Source organism: Parasphingorhabdus sp. (genome assembly GCF_036963805.1).
Taxonomy (GTDB): Bacteria; Pseudomonadota; Alphaproteobacteria; order Sphingomonadales; family Sphingomonadaceae; genus Parasphingorhabdus.
In genome coordinates, this window is the sequence record NZ_JBALUN010000002.1 from 318,140 (window position 1) to 337,430 (window position 19,291).

Below are 19,291 nucleotides of genomic sequence, written 5' to 3' on the forward strand. Positions count from 1 at the left end.
CATTGCGACCCGGAAACCCCTCAAAAAAGCCCATAAGCGACCTTTCCGAGTCTAGCATAGCAATTATTCGCCATGCTGGCGTAATTGAGGTGACTATTGTCACAATCTGAAAATTCTAATGATTAAATATTTTGATATCAGATGCTTAGGTCATTTAAAATCCGCGAAATTTCACAGTTTCTGCCAGCGACACCCGCGGGACATCAAAATTATTGATCGGCGCATCAGGATCACGATAACCAATAGACATTCCGCAGAAAAATATATGTTCGTCGTCTATATCAAGCAGTTCGCGCATATAGGTGCCGTACATTGCCCAAATTTCTTGCGGGCAGCTATCAAGGCCTGCTTCGCGGAGTAATAGCATCACGGTTTGCAGCCACATCCCCATATCCGACCATTGCGGCGGGCCCATATATTTGCGGGTATATGTGAACAGCTGCACCGGTGCGCCAAAGCTGTCCCAATTTGCCATCATCTGTTTGACTCGTGCGGCGCTATCGTCCTTTGGAATTTTAAGCGATGCGAACATGGCTTTGCCGACACCTCGCCGCTGTTCTTCATAGCGGCCTTCCAAGCCCTTGGGATAAATATCATATTCCATACCCTCTCCAGCCGGTGTGGTAAGGACTTTGGCTTTGATTGCGTCAGCGATGCGGGTTAGTTCATTGCCACTAACGACAATGGCATTCCATGGCTGTGTATTGCCGCCGGATGGTGAACGGGCGGCGGTTGCCAGAACGTTCTGAAGCATTTGTTGATCCACCGGCTTGTCGAGAAATTGTCGAACCGAGCGGCGTGATTTAACTGCTTCAGTTACGTTCATTTTTTTGTTTCCTCTTCAAATAATCCTGCCAGTTGTTCAACCATGGTGCCGCCCAATTGCTCGGCATCCATTATCGTGACAGCGCGTTTATAATAGCGTGTTACATCATGACCGATGCCGATGGCGACCAGTTGCACCGGCGAACGGCTTTCAATCCAGTCGATCACGGTGCGCAGGTGATTTTCCAGATAGGCGCCGTGGTTCACAGATAATGTGGAATCATCAACTGGTGCGCCATCGGAAATCACCATCAATATACGGCGTTCTTCGGGGCGAGCGATCAATCGGCTGTGCGCCCAGAGCAAAGCCTCTCCGTCGATATTTTCTTTCAGCAAGCCTTCACGCATCATCAGGCCAAGGTTTTTCCGCGCACGCCGCCATGGTTCGTCGGCCTGTTTGTATATAATATGGCGCAGGTCGTTAAGCCGCCCCGGGTTGGCTGGACGATCGGCGGCGAGCCAACTTTCACGGCATTGTCCACCTTTCCAGGCGCGGGTGGTAAAGCCCAATATTTCCGTCTTTACACCACAGCGTTCCAGCGTGCGCGCCATGATATCGGCACTGATGGCTGCTATGCTGATGGGCCGTCCGCGCATTGACCCTGAATTGTCGATCAGCAATGTGACCACAGTGTCGCGGAAATCAGTTTCACGTTCCATCTTGTAAGACAGGCTATGAGCCGGATTGCTGATAACCCGGGCAAGGCGGGCGGCATCGAGCATGCCTTCTTCCTGATCAAAATCCCAACTGCGGTTCTGTTGAGCCATCAAACGACGTTGGAGGCGATTGGCGAGTTTTGTCACAGCACCCTGCAAACTGGTCAACTGTTGATCCAGAAAGGCGCGTAAGCGCGTTAATTCCTCATCGTCGCATAATTCGGCAGCGCTGATAATTTCGTCATATTTTTCGGTCCACGGCGTATAGTCGAAGCCGGGGGGCAGGTCGGACATTGGGCGATTGGGACGGACAGGCATCATGCCCTCGTCACCACTATCGCCCATTTCATCCTCTGCGCCGTCTTCCAGATCGTCAGCGTTTAGTTCGCTCTCGCTTTCTTGCGCATCATCTTCTGATTGTTCAGAGCGCATGTCCTGTTGCCCCTGATCGCCCGTAGCCTCATCATCCGCACCGTCATCGTCCTGATCGTCAGTTTCATCGTCTGAATCATCATCACTATCGTTAGCTTCTGACGCTTCCTCATCACTTTTGATAAGGTCGAGATGTTGGAGTAGCTGAGTGGATAGTTTAGCAAAACTGTCCTGATCATCGAGCGTCAGGTTCAGCCCATCCAGATCGGCACCCGCACTTTCTTCGACCCACTCGCGCAACATATCGACTCCCTTTTGGGTCGATTGTGGCGGCTTTTCACCAGTTAGCTTTTCGCGTGCGAGTAAAGCAAGGGCGGTTGAAATAGGAACTTCGTCGCGATTTTGCGCGCGCGATATCGGATCGGAGCGCATCCGCATTTGTAGCGCTGCCTGGAGGTTGCCGTTGACGCCCTTCATATTGCGAGACCCGAGTGCGTCGGTGCGCACTTCTTCCAAAGCATCAAAACAGGCGCGCGCAATGGCTTCCTGAGGCGCATTTTTACGGTGGCGGGCTTCGTTATGATAACGTAATTTTAGTGCAAAACTGTCCGCAAATCCGCGGGCTTGTGCCACTTGATCGGCTGGTAGATCCCGAGCCGGCATCGGCACCTTGAGATGCTGGCCCGATTGCGAGGGGGCTTCCGCTGTATATGCCAGTTCCACTTCGGGTTCACGGGCCATAGCGCGCGCGGTCCCGCCGAGAACATCTTTCAGGTCATCAAGTTTGGAACGATCAGCCATATGGTTCGATAACCAGACATGGGGGGAGTTTCAATGGCGTTGTTACTATGTATTTAGGGAAGCAGTGTATCATTGCTGACCGGATGGTGGCTCATTCCGTTTGCTCGTGATTGCAACACCATCATTATCGATGCTGATGTCCAGCGGCACGCCGCCAATTTCGGTCGACAGCGTAGCGCCATCACTGCCCTTTATACGAATTTCGGAATTACCAAGATCAATCGGAATATCCTGTAAATCTTCCAGATTGGGCAGGTCCAACGGCTGAACCGGGCCGTCAGGGTCCGGCTTTTTAGCTGCCTTCGGTTTGCTCGTGCTGCCCGCTCCTTTAATTGCCTGACTCATAAAGTCTCGCCATATACGTGCGGGCAAGCCGCCACCATTGACGCTTTTTAGCGAGCTATTGTCATCATTGCCGATCCAGACTCCGACAACCAAGTCCCCGGCATAACCGATGAACAGCGCATCGCGATTATTCTGGCTGGTGCCGGTTTTGCCATAGGCCGGAATGGACAGGCCTGCAGCGCGGCCAGTTCCGTTACGTACGGTTTCGCGCAACATCATCTCGATATCTTCATGCATGCGGCTTCCATAACTGCCGGGCCAATCGGTTAGCCATTCGAGCCAGCTTTGATCCTTATTTTTGAATGCATAGGGAATGACAGGCCAGCGGTTACCTGCAACACCGGCATAGGCGGCAGTGAGTTCCATCAACGTCATGGTCGATGTGCCGAGGGCAAGGCTGGGGTCATCCTCTGCTAAGGACGATCTAACGCCTAGTCTGCGCGCTTCGCGAATGACCGCTTTGTCGCCCAATTCGCCGAATAGCCGTACGGCCGCGACATTGCTCGATCGCGAAAAAGCTTCTTTCAGCGGGATTTGACCGCGATATCGTTCGCCTGAATTTTTCGGAAGATAACCACCCTTTGTTATCGGACTGTCATCGACCATCGTTTCCGGCGTCATACCGGAACGGAGCGCTGCCAAGGCGACAAATAGCTTGAACGTCGAGCCCGGCTGCCTTTTGGCTTGTGTCGCTCGGTTAAAGGCAGACTTTTGATAATCTCGCCCACCAATCATTGCCACGACTTCCCCATCAGGTCGCATGGCGACAAGCGCGACCTGTGCATTGCCCAGCGGCGCCCTGCCAACAACGCGGCGGGCAATATCCTGCAGTCTGGAGTCCAATGTAGTAGTAAGGTTGAGCTTGCTATAGCTCATCTCCGACAGTGCACGCGCCTGCGGCATTGCCCAGTCGGCAAAATAAGTGCCTGTCGGTAGTGTGTTGCTGCTGCGGACGTCGAGCACTGGATTGCGCAATTTATCTGCCTCTGCCTGTGTCAGAAAGCCTGCATCGACCATTGCGGCCTTAACCAACTTCGCGCGCTTTGCGGCAAGATCAGGATTACGTGTCGGCGCAAGGCGCGAAGGTGCCTGTACTAGTCCGGCCAGCATGATGGCCTGTTCGGGTTTCAGATTTTCCGGCTGACGATAATAATAATGAAGTGAGGCAGCGCGTAGGCCGTAAACATTATCTCCAAAATACACGTTGGAGAGATAACGCTCGAGAATTTCGTTCTTCGACAGCCGTGCCTCCATCCAAAAGGCGATGAGCATTTCGCGAGCCTTGCGGGTTAGACTGCGTTCGGGCGTCAGAAAGGTAAATTTGGCAAGCTGCTGGGTGATCGTGCTACCACCCTGAGTCATACCGTTGTCCGTTGCATTGCTCCATACTGCCCGGGCAAGACTGCGCGGATCCAAGCCCCAATGGGAATAAAAGCGCCGGTCCTCAATTGCCAGAAATGCGTTGACCACATGATTGGGCAATTTCGCCACTTCCACAGGTTCATCGACGACTGCGCCGCTCCGCGCGATCGGTTGTCCGTTTGAGGTCAGCAGGGTGATTTGCGGCGGCGCTATCGGTTGCAAGGATTTGGACAGCGGCGCAGTGATCGCCAACCAGGCAACCAGCAGGATGAACAGGAATAGAAATACGGCAAGCCCGCGGCTGTACCACCACCATTTTCCGCGCGGTTTTTTAAGCGGTGCAATCGGTTCGCTCTGCAAATGCGGCTGCAGGGGATCGTCATGGGGTTGGTAAAATACCGGTTCGGCTAACGCCTTGCGGCCAAAAGGCCAATACCAGCGCCGCTTGTGGCTCGGTTGATGCCGGTCAGAAACGGGAGGATGGTGGTCTAACATTATTACTGTGTTACTTTAATGAGACGCCTGTGGCGAGAGCGAAAATAGAATGTTTTTTTGATATAGCGCAATGCGGCGGCAAAGGGATCATGAAAAATCTAGCTTATTGAACGAGCGTTCGAGTCTCGTTTTTCAAATGGAGTCCTTTATGTCCCACACGCCACATGAACTTGCCGATGAATTTCCTCACGCGATTGATGCGCTTCACCAGTTAAAGATTGAAAATGCACATTTTGGTAAGCTGTCCGGACGCTATCATGAGCTTAACCGCGAAATTCATCGGATTGAGGCGGAAGTTGACGCTGCATCTGATTTTCGCGTCGAAGATATGAAAAAACAGCGCTTGGGCTTGCTTGATGAAATTAGCGGTATGCTGACGGCGCACTCCGGCTGACAGTTCATTGGATTTCTCAAGGCTTTGTGTCTGAGCAATAGGATCGCAGAGCCAGATACTCAGCTTTCCTAGCTTGGTTTGCTAGCGGCCGGAGAGATTATGGGTTGAATCGCATCAACCGCCAATGACACTTTCCGGCAAATCTTCACCAAATACACGCTGATAATATTCGGCTACGAGCATCCGTTCTGCTTCATCGCATTTGTTGAGGAAGGATAGGCGGAAGGCAAAGCCAACATTATTGAATATCGCAGCATTTTGCGCCCAGCTTATCACGGTCCGAGGGCTCATCACTGTGGAGATATCTCCGTTCACGAAGCCCTGACGAGAGAGGTCAGCGACTTTAATCATATTTTCAACGGTTTTGTCGTCCGTATCTGGAACCTTCGAGAGGATAACCTTCGCTTCGGTCGCGGCCGGCAGATAGTTTAGCGTGACGACGATGTTCCAACGGTCCATCTGGCCTTGGTTGATCTGCTGCGTTCCGTGATATAGCCCGCTTGTATCGCCAAGGCCGACCGTATTGGCCGTGGCGAAGAGGCGGAAATAAGGATTGGGACGAATAACGCGATTCTGGTCGAGCAGGGTCAATTTGCCCTCCGCCTCCAGAACACGCTGGATCACAAACATTACGTCAGGGCGGCCCGCATCATATTCGTCAAACACCAGAGCGGTCGGTGTCTGCAGCGCCCAAGGCAATAAACCTTCACGAAATTCAGTAACTTGCTGACCATCTTTCAGAACGATCGCGTCGCGACCGACCAAATCTATACGACTGATATGCGCGTCGAGATTGATACGGATGCAGGGCCAATTGAGCCGCGCTGCTACCTGTTCGATATGTGTCGATTTACCGGTGCCATGAAAACCCTGCACCATCACCCGGCGGTTAAAGGCAAAACCCGCAAGAATAGCGGCAGTTGTATCTTGATCGAAGACATAGGCCGGATCAAGATCGGGAACCCGCTCGTCTTTTTCGCTAAAGGCGGGGATTTGCATGTCCAGATCAATGCCAAACATTTTCCGCGCATCAACTGTTATATCTGGCGCGTCCAGAACAGTTTCACCGCTGCCGGTGGGATGAGTATTTGGTAAATCGGTCATGGTCGTCCTTATAGTTTTTCTGCGGTTAACACGGAGCCTAATGTACTTCGTTTCTCATTTTCGACAGGTGCCGATAATGATCGATGTCTTTCGTCGGGCTTTGGACTAACCTGTTTTCGGCAATTATCTAAAATCCGGTGATTCCTTTAGCTGCGTATAGGCCGCGATTACATTTGCCAACTGTTTCTCATGACTTCTGTCGCCGCCATTGCGATCAGGATGATATTTTCGAACCAATTCTGAATAGCGACGACGGATTTCGCTACGCTCCGCTTTCTCGCTAAGCCCCAGCGTTTCAAGTGCTCTACGGTCAGCGCCATTGACCGATCGACCAGCTGGCTGGGGTCGCGAAAAGTGGTTGGAAAATCTTGCGCCGATCGCATCCAGCGGATCGGTAAAATCCGACCACGCCGGAGCAACGCTGGGTCCGGCTTCATAGATTCGCCTGTTGCTATCCCACCCGCGTACCGGATGTTGCGCCTCAAATATTTGTTCCTGATCCATGCCTTGGAAAAAGTCATAGCCTTGATTAAATTCGCGGACATGGTCCAAGCACAGCCAGCGATATTCGCCAGGTCCATCAAAACCATGGGAGGCACCATAAATCGGTGGTGCACGAAACTCGCCATCTTCCTCGCATCCATCAATCGAGCAGGTTCGCCCATCGGTTTCCACGCGGCCATGAAAACGGTTGGATTTCTTTTTTTGATGGCTTGAGGAAGGCAAGAGATTGTCCGTATATTTCAGGAGAAGGTGGTTCGCAAATGATCGTGAAACCTCTATATAGGCAATATGGAAACAGAATCAAAAGGCCCTGTGGCCGCAGAAATCGAAAAGCGGCTTTTGGCCGCCCTTTCACCGGAAGCATTAAACGTCATAAATGACAGTGCTAAACATCATGGCCATTCTGGCGATGATGGAAGCGGTGAGTCGCATTTTACGGTAGAGATTGCCTGCGCCGCCTTTGCAGGGCAATCGCGGCTGAACCGCCAGCGCATGGTCAACAAAGCGCTGGGCGACCTGATGCAGGAAAAGGTGCACGCCATGGCAATCAAGGCGACAGTGCCGGGAGAATAAGTCAGTCGGCGCTATCCCGTAAACTTATACTCAAACTCCCAGCCATTTGAGCCAAACACCATGAGCATGGGCTTCGCCAAGCTTGGTCCGTTCGCCGCCACCGGGCCAGTGTTGGACGGTCAACTCATGGCGATAGGTTTCCCGATTGGCTTCGAGTGACAGCCAAACGAGAGGACGATCGGTCGTAGCTTTCGCTCCTGCCGCTTCCATCGCTTGCTTGATTCGTTCGCGGCCTGCTTTGGGGATATATTGCCAGACGATAGAGTGCACCAGCACCCGGGTTACACCTTCTTGTTGTGGCTTTTTCAGCTGTTCGATCATCCAGTCATCGGCGCTGGCACCGTCTAGCTGGGGCGCCTTTTCGGTGACGAGGCCGATGGCGGTCTTCATCCGTTCAAAGCGGACTTTATGTTCGGGCCAGATAAAGGCCGTAAGGCGGTTGGCCTGTGCGGGCTCGGCCAGATCAACCGGCGCTATGTCGCATCCGCGGATCGATTCAAATTCAAAGCGCGCATTGGGCGGCGGCGGTCCTTGCCATTCGGGCGAGAAGGACAGGGGGGCATTTTCCGGCCCTACGGAAATGCCACCAAGATTATAATGATAGCGTTCGATCATCAGGTTTAGCCCCGCGCTGGAACCGATTTCCAGAATTTCATAGCGCGGAGGCAGTTCCTGTGCGGTCAACCACAGCAATCCCGCTATATAAGAGGATGAGCGCCCCGCTTCATTAGTTTGCGGCGGGGAATCGAGCCAAGGTAAAAGCGCGGCCTCATCGCTGGCAATAGTTTCTGTAATAATCGACTCGGCGTTGGCCGTGGCTTCCCCATCGCCCTCATATATGGCCGAAAGACTGGGGTGATGCCCTGCCAGTTGCAAAGCATGAAAGCCCCCGGCAATACGCAAAGGCAAAGCGTCGGCCAGCGGATTGCCGTCCCATCCCAATATCCGCCGGCCCAATTCGCTGTTTTCGTCGATAGCAGCTATTATCGCTTCGACCATCCGGCCTGTGATCGGGGCACCGTTGGAACGGCAATATTCGACCTGATTGGCAAACGCGTCGCGCACTTTTTGCTGGTTAGACATATTGCCCTTTCCTTTGGGAAGTCCTAAAGCCCCGGCAACTATGACCAAACCCCTGATCTTTGCAATCCCCAAGGGACGGATTCTCGACGAAGCTTTGCCTATGTTGGCGAAGGTCGGGATTGAGCCCGCACCCGAATTTTTTGACAAGGCGAACCGTAGCCTGATGTTCGGCACCAATCAGCCGCATGTCTCGATCATCCGGGTTCGCGCTTTTGATGTGGCGACCTTTGTCGCCCATGGCGCAGCCCAAATTGGGATTGTCGGTTCCGATGTGGTTGAGGAATTCGGCTATAGTGAGCTTTATGCCCCTGTTGATTTGGGCATTGGCCGCTGCCGTCTGTCGGTTGCACAGCCCAAAGATGATGCGGAACAAATAAGCAATATCTCGCATATCCGTGTTGCTACCAAATACCCAAATCTCACCAGCCGCCATTTTGAAGCGCAGGGAATTCAAGCAGAATGCGTGAAGCTGAACGGAGCGATGGAGCTTGCGCCGTCGCTTGGTTTGTCGCGTCATATTGTCGATCTTGTGGAGTCTGGAAATACGCTGAAAGCGAATAATCTGGTCGAAACGGACCGGATTATTGATATTTCCGCGCGATTGGTAGTGAATCGCGCAGCCTTTAAGATGCGCAGTCAGGAACTGACCGCGCTTGTTCAGAAATTCCGTGAGTTAGTGGGGCAGGCCTAGTGGCTTTGCGACTTTCCATATCCGATGCCGGTTTTGCCGAAGCCTTTGACACGCTGGTCAATGCTCGGCGAGAGACAGATGAAGATATATCGGCAGATGTTGTGGCCATCATCAAAGCCGTTCGCGCCAATGGCGATGAAGCTTTGTCGCGGTTGACCCAGAAATTTGACGGGCATGATCTGGATTTTACAGGATGGCAGGTTTCCCAACTGGAATGTGAAGCGGCGCTAGAGGGGCTCGATCCCAATTTACGTATTGCTTTGGAACTCGCGGCCATTCGCATCCGTGATTATCACGAAGGACAAGTACCCGATAATCGCGACTATCGCGATGATGCCGGTGTGCGCATTGGCGCGCGCTGGAATGCGGTAGAGCGCGCCGGAATATATATTCCGGGGGGGCGCGCAGCCTATCCGTCATCTGTCTTGATGAACGCGATACCCGCCAAGGTTGCCGGCGTGGATCGTATCATCATGGTAACGCCAACGCCCGGTGGAGAAATGAACCCGTTGGTTCTGGCCGCTGCACAAATTGCCGGTGTTGATGAAATTTGGCGAATTGGCGGCGCACAAGCAGTCGCGGCACTCGCCTTCGGTACCGAAAAAATTACTCCCGTCGATGTTATAACTGGCCCGGGAAACGCATGGGTGGCTGAGGCTAAGCGGCAGGTTTACGGTGTCGTCGGCATTGACATGGTTGCTGGGCCGTCAGAGATTGTCGTTGTTGCCGATAATCAAAATAATCCCGACTGGATTGCTGCTGATTTATTGTCGCAGGCGGAACATGATCCAACCAGCCAGTCGATTTTATTTACCGATGATGCCACTTTTGCGGATCAGGTCTCAAGCCGTATAGATGCTCAGCTTGCCGAATTAGCGACAAGTAAAACCGCTACCCGAAGCTGGAATGACAACGGCGCCATCATATTGGTTGACCGGTTGGAGAAAGCCTTGCCTCTGGTTGACCGGCTGGCCGCAGAGCATCTTGAACTGGCTTGCGATAATCCGCAGGCTTTGTTCGACAAAGTCCGACATGCTGGTTCTGTATTTATGGGCCGCCATACACCGGAAGCTATTGGAGATTATGTCGCAGGCCCCAATCATGTGCTGCCAACCGGACGGCGCGCACGATTCTCGTCAGGGTTGTCGGTTACCGACTTCATGAAACGCACCAGTTTTCTGGAATGCGATGAAGCCGCGCTTGAAAAAATTGGTCCGGCGGCTGTCGCCCTCGCCGAAGCAGAAGGTTTGCCTGCTCATGCTGCAAGCGTTAGGAAGAGATTGAACCGATGACCGCAAAATCAAACACTCGATCCACCGCTCGTCTTGCCGCTGTGCAAGCGCTGTTTCAGCATCATATGGAAAAGACACCGGTTCCGCGGCTGTTAAAAGAATTTCACGACCATAGACTTGGCGCAGAGATTGAGGATGAGCAATATCAACCCGTTGAAGTCGAGTTTTTTGACGAGATCGTCATTGGAGTTTCGGAAAAGCGGGACGAAATTGATGCGCTTGTTACAAGCAAACTGGCATCTGGCTGGTCTATAGGGCGTCTCGACAAAACTATGTTGCAAATATTGCGCGCAGGCGCTTTTGAATTAATGGCTCGGGACGATGTCCCGACGGCGACAGTGATCAATGAGTATGTCGACGTTGCACATGCCTTTTTTAACAAAAAGGATAGCGGCTTCGTCAATGGATTGCTGGATGCAATAGCGAAGCAGGTACGGGGCAGCTGAGGGGCTGCCTTTTAACACGTCCCTGCTTGGCAGGGGAGTATGAGTGTTAGTAACTGATGTGGGGCACATCTTTCTTAGTAAGTGGGGCCCCGATTGACAGAATTAGATTTTATTGACCAGTTGAAAATACTGGCAACCCATCCGGCTGCGCGTGGATTATCCGACGACGCGGCTGTATTACCATTTGGACGGCACAAATTGGTGATGACCCATGATATGCTCGTTGAAGATGTGCATTTTCTGTCCACTGCGGACCCCGCAGATGTGGCGTGGAAACTCATTGCTGTAAATCTGTCTGATCTTGCAGCTAAAGGGGCAAAGCCGCTTGGCATGTTAATGGGGTATAGCCGTGCTGGCGATGACACTTGGGATACTGCTTTTATCCTTGGGCTAAAAGAAGCGATAACGCATTTTTGTGTTCCATTGCTCGGCGGTGATACTGTCTCTGTGGGGGATGGAAAACGAACATTGGCGTTGACCGCTTTTGGCGAAGCTAAGGGCCATATCATACCGGCGCGCTGCGGCGCGGCTCCGGGGCATAGTATTTATGTCACCGGGAATATCGGTGATGCATGGGCTGGATTGCAGTTGGCAACCGGCAAGGCCCATGCTTCGGATATGGAGACATCGGCTGCATTGTTAAGGGCTTATAACCGGCCACAACCCAGATTGGATGCTGGTCGGGCTTTGTCCTCGTTGGTCAGCGCGATGATGGATGTGTCCGACGGGCTTTTGCTTGATGCGTCACGGATCGCAAGCGCCAGCGGCGTCAATCTGGAAATTGATCTGGACCGGATTCCTTTGTCACAATCGTATAAAGCGCTGTTTGGCGATGATGAAGAGGCGCGCATGAACGCGGCTACCGGCGGTGATGATTATCAATTGCTGCTAACGGCTAGCCCCGAAACAGTCTTGCCAACGGAACTGACGTTGATCGGCAAGTGTCGGCCTGGATCGGGCGTATCGTTGGTGCAAAAGGGCGAACGGATCAGTCTACCCGAAACTCTTGGTTTCGTGCACGCCTGATGGCTCGCAACGGCATGTAAAAACAGAGCTTGCGCCAAGCGCTTCACGCCTTATAAGTTTCTGTGAGATTACCCCAAATTTGGGGAATTTCGCATTAATAACATAGGGGAGAAGCACAGCAATGACTGTTGTCACCATTTCAATAATTTGCGGCTTAGTTGCCGTTTTATATGGCTTTGTAACAAGCCGACAGGTGCTCAGCGCGCCTGCCGGTAATGAAAAAATGCAGGACATTGCTGCCGCTATTCAGGAAGGCGCACAAGCCTATCTGAACCGGCAATATCGCGCGATCGGCATGGTCGGTGTCGTTGTTGCTGTTCTAGTTTTCTTGTTTCTCGGTCCGATTTCAACAGTCGGATTTTTAGTAGGTGCCATTCTTTCCGGCGTTGCGGGTTATATCGGCATGAACATCTCGGTTCGTGCCAATGTCCGGACGGCTCAGGGCGCTAGCGAAAGCTTGCAAACAGGTCTTACGGTAGCGTTTCGCGCTGGTGCCGTGACAGGCATGCTGGTTGCCGGTCTTGCCCTTCTCGCCATCTCGATCTTCTTTTGGGTGCTAACCACCCAGATGGGCCTTGAGGCGAAAAGCCGGACCGTTATCGACTCGCTGGTGGCTCTGGCCTTTGGCGCTTCGCTGATCTCTATCTTTGCACGGCTTGGCGGCGGTATCTTTACCAAAGCGGCTGACGTTGGCGCTGATTTGGTCGGTAAGGTCGAAGCAGGCATCCCCGAAGATGATCCACGCAATCCCGCTACTATCGCCGATAATGTCGGTGATAATGTTGGTGACTGTGCTGGTATGGCTGCCGATTTGTTCGAAACCTATGTTGTGACCGTTGGTGCGACAATGGTGCTCTTGGCTCTGACCTTTGGCGATCTCGTCGGCAACGTCATGCTGAACGATCTCATGGCATTGCCTTTGATTGTTGGCGGTGTTTGCATCCTGACTTCCATTATCGGTACCTATATGGTCCGTTTGGGTAGCAGCAACAATATCATGGGGGCCTTGTATAAAGGCTTCATTACAACCGCTGTCCTTTCCATTCCGGCCATTTATTATGTAACCATGCGGACGCTTGGCGACATGAATGTGACGATTGGTGCTGGGCTTGATGGCACTGGCGGATTTACCGGCATGGCCTTGTTCTGGTCGATGATGGTTGGTTTGGCAGTTACTGGTTTGATCATTTGGATTACCGAATATTATACCGGCACCCAATATCGCCCGGTGCGTTCTATCGCTAAATCATCAGAAACCGGTCATGGTACAAACGTGATCCAGGGTCTGGCTATTTCGATGGAAGCGACGGCTTTGCCAACGTTGGTTATCGTTGTCGGTATCGTCATCGCTTTCCAGCTTGCGGGTTTGATCGGTATAGCATTTGCAGCAACCGCCATGTTGGCTTTGGCCGGTATGGTTGTCGCACTTGATGCTTATGGTCCTGTTACAGATAATGCCGGCGGTATTGCTGAAATGGCAGGTCTGGATGATAGCGTACGGCAGAAAACCGATGCGCTGGATGCTGTGGGCAATACCACAAAGGCTGTGACCAAAGGCTATGCCATTGGTTCTGCCGGTCTCGCTGCACTGGTGCTTTTCTCCGCCTATACTGCTGATCTGAAGGAGTTCTTCCCGAACCTTGAAGTCAGTTTCAGCCTTGAAAACCCTTATGTGATTGTCGGATTGCTGCTGGGTGCGCTTCTTCCGTATCTGTTCGGTTCGATGGGTATGACCGCTGTTGGCCGTGCTGCGGGTGACGTTGTAAAAGACGTTCGCGAGCAGTTTGCAAGTGATCCGGGCATTATGGCGGGCACTTCGCGTCCTAACTATGCGCGTACGGTGGATCTGGTTACGAAAGCGGCGATTAAGGAAATGATCCTGCCATCCCTGCTTCCGGTTCTGGCGCCTATCGTGGTCTATTTCGTGATTACCGCTGTTGCGGGTCAGACCAATGGCTTTGCAGCTTTGGGCGCTTTGCTCCTTGGTGTAATCGTCTCCGGTCTGTTCGTTGCCTTGTCGATGACAGCAGGCGGCGGTGCATGGGATAATGCGAAGAAATATATCGAAGACGGCAATCATGGCGGTAAGGGCTCCGATGCCCATCATGCCGCTGTGACGGGCGATACTGTGGGTGATCCTTATAAGGATACCGCAGGTCCAGCAGTGAACCCGATGATCAAAATTACCAATATTGTTGCCTTGCTGCTCCTCGCAGCGCTGGCGCATGGCGGTTTGGCATAAGCTACATATCGGTTGAACAGACCCCGCTGGAAGAGATTCCGGCGGGGTTTTCTTTTGGGTGTAGAAAATTATCGTCGTTAATCGGTTATTACCCTATTTTTGCTAGCAAATTTATGCAGCTAGCGAAGGTAGTATGAAATGGATGCAGGCGGTTTCCGGACGCAATGTGACGAGGTGAACTATTATGACACCTCTGACCGCGTGTGCCTGAATAGTTCAGCGACATCGGAATTATTGCCCATTGCTGCGATGAGCGACGAATTGCTGTCATCATGGCAGAAGCTCGCCCGTAATGCGGCTGAGCCCAATGTCTTCTATGAACATTGGGCGCTCAACCCGGCATTGGAACATTTCGATACGGAACCGCAGCTCAGCCTGTTTCTATATTGGGCAGGGCTTCCCAATAAGTCCGACTTGCTTGGGCTACTGCCCATAGGCCCGTTCCGGCAATTTGGTTCCTGGCCAGTGCCGTTTGTCCAGAACTGGACCCATCATAACAGTTTTCTGGGCACGCCGTTGGTGCGCAAGGGCTTTGAGAATCAATTCTGGACCGTCTTGTTCGAGCAGCTAGACGCCACAAGCTGGCGGGGATTCTTGCATATAAGGGGTATGACAGTCGGCGGGCCGCTTGATCAGGCTTTGCGGTCGGTATGTGTCCGGCAAAAGCGCCGCTGCGATCTTGTGCATAGCGAGGCTCGGGCGTTACTGGAGAGCAACCTCGATGCCGACGCTTATTATGCCGAAACGGTCCGGTCCAAAAAACGCAAAGAAATACGCCGGCAGGCCAAACGACTGGGCGAGATGGGCGAGGTAACCTATTCGCATGTTAATGGCGCGACCGGACTGGACGCCTGGATTGATGAATTTCTGCAACTGGAACGGCGAAGCTGGAAAGGGCAGGAGGGGTCTGCCCTTGATTGTTCCGACGACACACGCCCCTTCTTCTGTGAGGCTTTGACAGGCGCGGCATGTTCCGGCCAGCTTGAACGCCATGATCTGCGGCTGGATGGTAAGCCACTAGCAATGCTGGTAAATTTCCATTCTGCACCGGGGAGCTTTTCTTTCAAAACAGCCTTTGATGATGATTATGCACGATTTTCTCCCGGCGTATTGCTCCAACTGGAAAATCTTAAAATTCTGGGACAACCCGATATATACTGGATGGATAGCTGTGCTGCAGAAGGGCACCCCATGATTGACAGTCTGTGGTCAGGCCGCCGCCATATTGGCCGCTTTTCTATTGAACTAAAAGGATTGTCGCGGACAGCCGTATTCCGCGGCGTGCGTTTGGGCGAGGGTTTAATGGCCCATATCAAAAAGCGCGAAATTATCGATATCTCTCAGGTGAAGCTATGAACCAGATCACGGGAAAAGACACCTTTAGCAGGCCGGTTTTTGCAGACGATACACGGGAAATATTTGCCAATTGTTACCCCGAACAGCCCCGGTTGTTGAACCATGATATGGCGGCACATGATCTGCTGACCCTCGATGCTCTGGCTAAACTCGGGGCAGCGCTTCCCAAGGCAAGCGTAGAATATAATCCCGGTGATTTGCCGGTGGGAATAGACCCGAAAGACGTGCCTGATAACGGAATGACTATCGCTGATACAATTTTGATGATTGAAAATTCGGCAAGCTGGGCTGTCCTGAAAAATATCGAGCAGGTTCCGGAATATGAAGCGCTGCTGCTTGATTTGCTCTCCGAAATCAAACCGATATTGGAGAGCAAGACCGGCAAGATGTTGCGGCCACAGGGCTTTATTTTCGTGTCTTCACCCCATGCGATGACCCCCTATCATTTCGATCCAGAACATAATATCCTGCTGCAATTGCGCGGTGAAAAGACGATGATGGTTTTCCCTGCTGGGGATGAACGATTTGCACCGGCCTCGGCGCATGAGTCCTATCATACGGGCGGCCCGCGTAATCTGGTTTGGAATGATGCATTTAGTGATCAGGGACAAGCTTTCCATCTTACGGCCGGAAAAGCGATTTTTGTGCCGGTAATGGCGCCGCATTTCGTGAAAAACGGCGCTGTGCCGAGCATATCTCTCTCGATTACGTGGCGGTCTGACTGGAGCTTTGCCGAGGCGGATGCCCATGCGTTTAATCACATGCTGCGTCGCTGGGGGGTGAGCCCCATTATGCCGGGTCGGTTCCCGAAACAAAATAGAATGAAGGCGCTGAGTTGGCGTGCGTTACGGAAACTGCATTTGGCGAAATAGTGTGAACTTCGATTTGCGTTGAACTTTGGACCAAATCTACAAAAGAAGCGCGCTTTTTCGCGCTTTTTCTCCTCCGTATCCTTGGTCCAAAATTCACACAGAACCCACTAGTTTATCGATGGTGTGGGAGATTATCCATTATTCAAAGCTGAGAAAGAACCGGTCTAATCTATCATAATATCGCCGCTGTAGGAAAGCCGTCTGTTCCTTTGATCTATCGCTTAGAATCTCTTGCGAAAGCTTAGCTCGACATAGCGTCCGACCGGATCGACATAGCCAGTTTGATAGCTGAGCGGGACCAATCCGTTGCTGTCGCGAACGTCCTGAATATCGTTAAAAACATTATCGATACGAAGTGAGATCGCGCTACCTTTCAGGAATTTATATTTTTCGGTCAAATTGCCGCGGTCATCGAGATTGACAAACATCCGCAGGTTGAGCGTCGTCAAATCGGAAAAGCGTAGATCAGAGCTGGTCAGCCCGCCATTCACCCGCGTAGCGGTCTGATGTTCTCCCCGTACCCGAAAACCGATACCATTGTTGAACCATCCGCCATCTAGCTCGAATTTGTGGCGGGCACTGCCGCCCGTTGATCCGATAGCCGAACCGTCTAGCAGATCGAGCTCTTCTACGCCCGGACGGATTAATATGCTCTCCGCCAAACGGACCGTATGATAGGCCCCAAGCTGCCAACGACCACCACTCGGTCTGCCGGGACCACCACCACCGCCCTGTCGAGCGGGGCGTGCATCTGCGGATAAACTGCTTTTAGGTGGTGCACTATCGGGGCCAGCTTCGCCGCCCGGGGGCGGGGTTCCGCCTTCTTGTGACGGACTGGCATTATTACCCGCCGGTGCACGATCGGGGCGATTACCACCGCCCGCGCGACCACCTGGCGGACCACCGCCGCGTTGCTCGTCAAAGCGTTTGGAAAAATCAAAACCATAGCGGATACTCTCGCTACGCACATTGCTATAATTGACCGGGCGCTGGTCGATTGCGATGAGACGCCCATCATTATCCCGTGTCACACGATCAGGAAAGGCGGCTTCAATTTCTTCGGTCAGAAGAGGAAAACTGGATGCGACATTTTTGCTATTGTTGCGAATATATTCGGCCAGAAATGTGAAATCATCTAAAAATTTCGGGCTGTAACTGGCCGCCAGCTTGATATCTCGCCGTTTTTCTGCCGGAAGGTTGAGATTCCCGCCGGTTGTAATATTGGCCAATACCGTCTCGCCATTGGTAAAATCATAGACGGTCACATTGGGCGTGACGATCACCGGATTGCCTAGCTGTTGGATTGTCGGGGCCGCTTCCTCGCCAATGGCGGAAGCGGTGAATACCAGTCCGTCCAACGGTTCCCAGTTCAAACCAAAGCCAAATTCGACCAGTCCACCAAAGTCTGACAGCTCACTATAGCCTAGGTTGCCATTGATCGATAGTTCACCAATAGCTTCGACAACATCGATATTCTCGTTGGCTAGGGGGATATCGAGATTGATGCTGGCATTAAAATTGTCACGGCCCAAATTACTGAGTGTGGTGACGCCTGCAGTAATATCACGGCTATCGAGATCCTGTCGGCTGTAACCAGCGCGGAGGGTTGTATTGACGGACCCGGATGGCAGGTTGAGCAATGTGCCGGAAAGTGTAGCTATGCTGGTCAGGCTATTGCTGATTGAGCGCGCTTGATCGGTGACGGGAGCCGATAATAAAATTCCATAGTCCGTTGCAAACGGGTCGGCCGTCCCATTGTCTATGGCGGCCTGAAGCGCGCTTAAGTCGCCGGAGTTATCGGTGGCGGTATCCACCCGTGTCCTTGCGTAATCCGCAGTCAGCGAATAGTTCCAGCGCGAGAAGCTGCCGTTAAGCGCAGCACCGCCTTGGATCGTGTTGGTTTCCACAATTTTACGCAGCGGGTTAAATTGGGTAAAATAGCGAAACAGGCTTTCGTCATCTGCCGACGTCGCAAACGGGCTGGTTGCCGGGATATCGACTGTGCCGCTGGACAGGCCGAAAAGGGCGCGTGATTTATCGTAAACATAGCCGCCGTTAAACGACAGGGACGTGCCGTTGCCAAGCGAACGGCTATAGCTGGTGTTCAGTTCTACATTATCTGACGGGGCGCTGAGCGTGCGGAAATTGCCAAGATTGACTGCAGCAGCGGCGTCACTCTGGATGATTCCGCGTTCTGCTTCCGTGATGGCGGTTTTGTTCTGATATTCGATGTTCACATTTAAGCGGCTGTTTTCGCCGATTTTTGTGAAGGTTGATTCCAGTTCGGACTGGCCTTGGTCGCCGCGTGTGGGGACGCCATATTCCGCCTCTGCGTTAAATCCGACATAGCCGTCTTTTAAAATAAAATTAATGACCCGCTGGTCGGGACGATAGCCATATTGGAGCGCCAGTTCTTCAGGGAAAACCTGCACATTTTTTATGGCTTCCGAGGGAAGATCACGGATTTCGCGGAAACCCGATATGCGCTGGCCGTTGATCAAAATTATTGGCCGACCGCTGCCGCGCCCGCGATTGGAACTGGTTTGGGATGTCAGCGCATCCAATAAATCTGCAACGGAAGAGGCACCATAGCTAGCGATTTCACCTGCATCCAACTCAATTAGCGGTGGAACTTCGGTGATTACCGATCCGCGTGGGCGCTCCGCATTGACGATGATATCTTCATTATAAAGATCGTCGTCGCTTAATTGCGCATAAGCAGGAGCAACATTTATCAAGGAAAGCACCAGCATGCTGGCACCGAAAAGCTTGGGAGAGGATCGCATCATATTATTTGCTCTTATATAAACTAAACTAATCAGGGGGATCTGGGGACAGGCCGGAAATGCCT

The 19,291-nt window shown here is 52.5% G+C and carries 16 protein-coding genes; 9 read left to right on the forward strand and 7 right to left on the reverse strand.

Annotation, left to right across the window (positions count from 1 at the left end; translation table 11 throughout):
* Positions 1 to 154 precede the first annotated feature (154 nt).
* The 3 genes from V7676_RS08155 to V7676_RS08165 form a co-directional block, all read right to left on the reverse strand.
* A complete protein-coding gene (locus tag V7676_RS08155) occupies positions 155 to 826 on the reverse strand; it encodes a nitroreductase (protein WP_335659196.1) in 672 nt (223 codons plus the stop codon).
* Positions 823 to 2,655, reverse strand: a complete 1,833-nt coding sequence (gene cobT / locus V7676_RS08160; protein WP_335659197.1) for a cobaltochelatase subunit CobT — start codon at positions 2,653 to 2,655, stop codon at positions 823 to 825. Before cobT ends, V7676_RS08155 begins: the two co-directional genes overlap by 4 nt.
* A 69-nt stretch (positions 2,656 to 2,724) precedes the next feature.
* The gene (locus V7676_RS08165) at positions 2,725 to 4,857 is read right to left on the reverse strand and encodes a transglycosylase domain-containing protein (protein ID WP_335659198.1); all 2,133 of its coding nucleotides are present in this window, start codon (positions 4,855 to 4,857) and stop codon (positions 2,725 to 2,727) included.
* A 148-nt stretch (positions 4,858 to 5,005) separates the two neighbouring features.
* Here V7676_RS08165 and V7676_RS08170 point away from each other — a divergent pair, with 148 nt between their 5' ends.
* Entirely contained in the window at positions 5,006 to 5,251 is a 246-nt protein-coding gene (locus V7676_RS08170) for a YdcH family protein (RefSeq protein WP_335659199.1), read from the forward strand.
* Between the two features lie 114 nt (positions 5,252 to 5,365).
* Here the strand turns inward: V7676_RS08170 and cobS are convergent, their stop codons facing one another.
* Positions 5,366 to 6,355 (reverse strand): cobaltochelatase subunit CobS, encoded by a 990-nt coding sequence (gene cobS / locus V7676_RS08175; protein WP_335659200.1) that lies wholly within the window; start codon positions 6,353 to 6,355, stop codon positions 5,366 to 5,368.
* 123 nt (positions 6,356 to 6,478) lie between these two features.
* A complete protein-coding gene (locus tag V7676_RS08180; RefSeq protein WP_335659201.1) occupies positions 6,479 to 7,081 on the reverse strand; it encodes a J domain-containing protein in 603 nt (200 codons plus the stop codon).
* Between the two features lie 66 nt (positions 7,082 to 7,147).
* Between V7676_RS08180 and V7676_RS08185 the strand changes: the two genes are divergently transcribed.
* Positions 7,148 to 7,432, forward strand: coding sequence for a BolA family protein (locus V7676_RS08185; protein ID WP_335659202.1), 285 nt, complete (start codon positions 7,148 to 7,150; stop codon positions 7,430 to 7,432).
* 30 nt (positions 7,433 to 7,462) lie between these two features.
* Here the strand turns inward: V7676_RS08185 and V7676_RS08190 are convergent, their stop codons facing one another.
* A complete protein-coding gene (locus V7676_RS08190; protein ID WP_335659203.1) occupies positions 7,463 to 8,515 on the reverse strand; it encodes a DUF2332 domain-containing protein in 1,053 nt (350 codons plus the stop codon).
* Positions 8,516 to 8,555: 40 nt separating this feature from the next.
* Here V7676_RS08190 and hisG point away from each other — a divergent pair, with 40 nt between their 5' ends.
* The 7 genes from hisG (at position 8,556) to V7676_RS08225 (ending at position 16,440) form a co-directional block, all read left to right on the forward strand.
* Positions 8,556 to 9,206, forward strand: a complete 651-nt coding sequence (gene hisG / locus V7676_RS08195) for an ATP phosphoribosyltransferase (protein WP_335659204.1) — start codon at positions 8,556 to 8,558, stop codon at positions 9,204 to 9,206.
* On the forward strand, positions 9,206 to 10,498 hold the full coding sequence (gene hisD / locus V7676_RS08200; protein ID WP_335659205.1) for a histidinol dehydrogenase: 1,293 nt from the start codon (positions 9,206 to 9,208) through the stop codon (positions 10,496 to 10,498). The genes hisG and hisD overlap by 1 nt, the downstream gene beginning before the upstream one ends.
* The gene (nusB, locus tag V7676_RS08205; RefSeq protein WP_335659206.1) at positions 10,495 to 10,944 is read left to right on the forward strand and encodes a transcription antitermination factor NusB; all 450 of its coding nucleotides are present in this window, start codon (positions 10,495 to 10,497) and stop codon (positions 10,942 to 10,944) included. The genes hisD and nusB overlap by 4 nt, the downstream gene beginning before the upstream one ends.
* Positions 10,945 to 11,037: 93 nt before the next feature.
* Positions 11,038 to 11,970 carry a thiamine-phosphate kinase gene (gene thiL, locus V7676_RS08210; RefSeq protein ID WP_335659207.1) on the forward strand — a complete coding sequence of 311 codons (933 nt, stop codon included), beginning with the start codon at positions 11,038 to 11,040 and terminating at the stop codon, positions 11,968 to 11,970.
* Positions 11,971 to 12,091: 121 nt separating this feature from the next.
* The gene (locus tag V7676_RS08215) at positions 12,092 to 14,212 is read left to right on the forward strand and encodes a sodium-translocating pyrophosphatase (protein WP_335659208.1); all 2,121 of its coding nucleotides are present in this window, start codon (positions 12,092 to 12,094) and stop codon (positions 14,210 to 14,212) included.
* Between the two features lie 138 nt (positions 14,213 to 14,350).
* Complete coding sequence (locus V7676_RS08220) at positions 14,351 to 15,568, forward strand: GNAT family N-acetyltransferase (protein WP_335659209.1); 1,218 nt, start codon at positions 14,351 to 14,353, stop codon at positions 15,566 to 15,568.
* Positions 15,565 to 16,440, forward strand: coding sequence for a transcriptional regulator (locus V7676_RS08225; RefSeq protein ID WP_335659210.1), 876 nt, complete (start codon positions 15,565 to 15,567; stop codon positions 16,438 to 16,440). Before V7676_RS08220 ends, V7676_RS08225 begins: the two co-directional genes overlap by 4 nt.
* A 221-nt stretch (positions 16,441 to 16,661) precedes the next feature.
* Here V7676_RS08225 and V7676_RS08230 read toward each other — a convergent pair whose 3' ends face one another.
* Positions 16,662 to 19,229, reverse strand: coding sequence for a TonB-dependent receptor (locus V7676_RS08230; protein WP_335659211.1), 2,568 nt, complete (start codon positions 19,227 to 19,229; stop codon positions 16,662 to 16,664).
* Positions 19,230 to 19,291 lie beyond the last annotated feature (62 nt).

What these genes read in the sequence shown, in the direction of transcription:
- V7676_RS08155 (WP_335659196.1), bottom strand. Translation starts at nt 826, where the DNA reads ATGAACGTAACTGAAGCAGTTAAATCACGCCGCTCGGTTCGACAATTT.
- cobT (WP_335659197.1), bottom strand. Translation starts at nt 2,655, where the DNA reads ATGGCTGATCGTTCCAAACTTGATGACCTGAAAGATGTTCTCGGCGGG.
- V7676_RS08165 (WP_335659198.1), bottom strand. Translation starts at nt 4,857, where the DNA reads ATGTTAGACCACCATCCTCCCGTTTCTGACCGGCATCAACCGAGCCAC.
- V7676_RS08170 (WP_335659199.1), top strand. Translation starts at nt 5,006, where the DNA reads ATGTCCCACACGCCACATGAACTTGCCGATGAATTTCCTCACGCGATT.
- cobS (WP_335659200.1), bottom strand. Translation starts at nt 6,355, where the DNA reads ATGACCGATTTACCAAATACTCATCCCACCGGCAGCGGTGAAACTGTT.
- V7676_RS08185 (WP_335659202.1), top strand. Translation starts at nt 7,148, where the DNA reads ATGGAAACAGAATCAAAAGGCCCTGTGGCCGCAGAAATCGAAAAGCGG.
- V7676_RS08190 (WP_335659203.1), bottom strand. Translation starts at nt 8,515, where the DNA reads ATGTCTAACCAGCAAAAAGTGCGCGACGCGTTTGCCAATCAGGTCGAA.
- hisG (WP_335659204.1), top strand. Translation starts at nt 8,556, where the DNA reads ATGACCAAACCCCTGATCTTTGCAATCCCCAAGGGACGGATTCTCGAC.
- nusB (WP_335659206.1), top strand. Translation starts at nt 10,495, where the DNA reads ATGACCGCAAAATCAAACACTCGATCCACCGCTCGTCTTGCCGCTGTG.
- V7676_RS08215 (WP_335659208.1), top strand. Translation starts at nt 12,092, where the DNA reads ATGACTGTTGTCACCATTTCAATAATTTGCGGCTTAGTTGCCGTTTTA.
- V7676_RS08220 (WP_335659209.1), top strand. Translation starts at nt 14,351, where the DNA reads ATGGATGCAGGCGGTTTCCGGACGCAATGTGACGAGGTGAACTATTAT.
- V7676_RS08225 (WP_335659210.1), top strand. Translation starts at nt 15,565, where the DNA reads ATGAACCAGATCACGGGAAAAGACACCTTTAGCAGGCCGGTTTTTGCA.
- V7676_RS08230 (WP_335659211.1), bottom strand. Translation starts at nt 19,229, where the DNA reads ATGATGCGATCCTCTCCCAAGCTTTTCGGTGCCAGCATGCTGGTGCTT.